The 1770-nt window shown below is 44.5% G+C and carries 2 protein-coding genes; both read left to right on the top strand.

Features of this window, described 5'->3' with window-relative positions; translation table 11 throughout:
* The coding region (locus tag ENN47_10030; protein ID HDP78500.1) for a hypothetical protein at window positions 1-383 on the top strand (383 nt) is incomplete at its 5' end.
* Between the two features lie 556 nt (window positions 384-939).
* Window positions 940-1770, top strand: an 831-nt coding sequence (rfbA, locus tag ENN47_10025; protein ID HDP78499.1) for a glucose-1-phosphate thymidylyltransferase, incomplete at its 3' end; no start/stop codon positions are given.

The following is a 1770-nucleotide window of genomic DNA, read 5'->3' as shown; positions in this document are numbered from 1 at the left end:
TCAATTTCGATGTCTGTTTCGTCGATTACCTGCAGCTGATTTGCGAGAGAGAGGGAGAGATCGATTGGTTCAAGGAGCTCTCGTTGCTTCTAGAGATTCCGATCATTCTCGGTAGTCAGATGAAGAGGACAGTCCTGGACAATCCAGGAAAGGTGCCTCAACAGAAGGACTTTCATGACGGTGAAGAGATAAACGCTTGCGCGGATACGATAATCATGCTTCATCACGAGCGTTTCTACGATGACAATGCGCCTAAAGAAGAGCTTCGGGTCATTGTCTCAAGAGACAGGGGAGAGGCCGTGAACCGCGAGACAATTCTTCGCTTCGACTGGGAAAGGGCGATGCTGATGAAAGAAGAAGAGAAGGAATCAATACCAAGGTAGCCGGTCCTTTATAGGTCAACGGGTTTTGCAGCGATCAGCGAATTCTAAGAACGAAGAACCGATCCTCGGTCTGGAACGAACAACGGGTTCCCTCGGAGAACGGCGGCCAATTGCATTATAATATCTTCTTCCAATTTGAATCTTGGCTGAGCTATTTTTTTCTTTTCGGCGGACGGAGGACCGTTAACGGCTAACTTGGTTTTCTGCAGCTTGCAACTGTTCCACTCACACACCCCAACGGCAGGAAGGAAAAGACAACCTTCCTGCTTCTTCTTAAATAGCTTTTGGGCATTCATTTGTTAATAATATCTGATCTTAGGGAGATAATAGCCTTTCCTGACTAAATACATACGAGTCGGCATAAAAGAACGAAATCTGAAATGGGAGATTTTCTTTGCAAAAGAACTCGGATTCCCTTTCTTTTTTAACAAACAAATACGCTTTGGGTAGTATCATAGTAACGAGTTCAAGTCATGTGAACTTTCTCCTATCGATTAAAATTGCCTAGAGATTTTCGGTGTTCGCAAGTGATAGATTAGTATTTCGAGGTGATCACGTGAAAGGAATAATTCTAGCCGGTGGAGCGGGAACGAGGCTTCATCCGATCACAAAAGCTATTTCGAAGCAAATTCTCCCTGTTTACGATAAACCAATGATTTACTACCCTCTTTCTGTGCTTATGCTTGCCGGGATAAGAGAAGTACTGATCATTTCAACACCGAGAGACCTTCCGGTCTTCCAGGAACTTTTTGGTGATGGCTCTCACCTAGGAATGGCGTTCAACTATAAGATTCAAACTGAACCAAGAGGTCTTGCAGATGCTTTCATAGTTGGAGAGGAATTCATTGGCTCAGAAAAGGTTGCTATGATCCTTGGAGATAACATATTCTACGGACAGGGTTTGTCCGGCTCACTTAAAAGGGCAGCCGAGCTTGAGTCTGGGGCTGTTATCTTTGGTTACTATGTGAAGGACCCACGTGCTTATGGAGTTGTCGAGTTCGATAGTGCAGGTAAGGTGGTCTCTATAGAAGAGAAGCCCGAGAAGCCGAAATCGCACTATGCCGTTCCCGGGCTATATTTCTATGATAATCAAGTTGTGGAATTGGCGAAGTATCTTAGGCCATCCGCCAGAGGCGAAATCGAGATAACGGACCTAAATAGAGAGTACTTGAAAATGGGGAAACTTAGAGTCGAAGTATTCGGGAGAGGAATGGCCTGGCTGGATACAGGAACACATGACAGTCTGCTGGAAGCAAGTAACTTCGTAGAGACAATACAGAAAAGACAGGGCTTCTACGTTTCATGTATAGAAGAAATCGCTTATAGAAAGGGCTTCATAGATAGAGAACAGCTATTGAAACTTTCCGAACCTCTTATTAAGACTGAT

It is taken from the genome of Mesotoga infera (assembly GCA_011045915.1).
In the GTDB taxonomy this organism is placed as follows: domain Bacteria; phylum Thermotogota; class Thermotogae; order Petrotogales; family Kosmotogaceae; genus Mesotoga; species Mesotoga infera_D.
The sequence above is the reverse complement of the archived record's forward strand: the minus strand, read 5'-3'. Positions and strand labels throughout refer to the sequence as shown.